Raw genomic sequence first — 686 nt, 5'->3', positions numbered from 1 at the left:
AAAGTATCTTGACGGGCGTCAAGATTTCGAGTGGTCTTGCTTGACACAGCTAGCGTGGGGGGAGGGCCCCCGACCGGAGAGGAAGACACCGTGAACTCGAACGCCATCGCTGCGGAGATCCGAAGGGGGATTGCCGCAGGTCAGTACCGATATGGCACGCGCCTGCCGAGCGTGCGCGACCTGGCAGACAGGTACGAGGTCAGCCAGCAGACAGCGGCAGCCGCCTACGCGGTGCTGGCCGCGCTGGGCCTGGTGAGGACCGAACGGGGGAGCGGGACGACGGTCACCGCCGGCCGCGCCGCCGACGCCCACCTGGGCTCGTTCTCCCCACCGGACCTGACGTCCGGAGCTCCGTGGAAGCCCGCCGAGGGAGGGGAGGCGACCGAGGAAACGACCCTCGTACGGCAGTTGGCCGCGCCGAAGGCGATGGAAGCCTGGGGGATCGCGGAGGGCTCCCAGATCGTGGAGCGCACCCGCATCCGGAGCGTGGACGGGACCCCTGCTCAGCACAAGATGACCGTGCTGCCGTACAGCGTCGCCTCTCGCGTCCCCGAGGGACATGAGGGCGCGCCTCCCATGCTCGCCCCCGTCGGAGCCGCTCCGCTCAAGCCTCCCCACGGCGTACGGATGGCTGACTGGCTGGGCTGGGACGTTGACCGGACCGAGGCGACGATCACGGCCGAACC

At 69.5% G+C, this 686-nt stretch carries 1 protein-coding gene; it reads left to right on the top strand.

Features of this window, described 5'->3' with window-relative positions; all coding sequences use genetic code 11:
• Nucleotides 1-90: 90 nt before the first annotated feature.
• A partial coding sequence (locus GJV82_RS19165; protein WP_196217320.1) for a GntR family transcriptional regulator occupies nt 91-686 on the top strand: 596 nt, incomplete at its 3' end.

The sequence above is a fragment of the Cellulosimicrobium composti genome (assembly GCF_009711085.1).
In the GTDB taxonomy this organism is placed as follows: domain Bacteria; phylum Actinomycetota; class Actinomycetes; order Actinomycetales; family Cellulomonadaceae; genus Cellulosimicrobium; species Cellulosimicrobium composti.
Note: the sequence above shows the minus strand (reverse complement) of the source record. Positions and strands in the feature narration are given on the sequence as shown.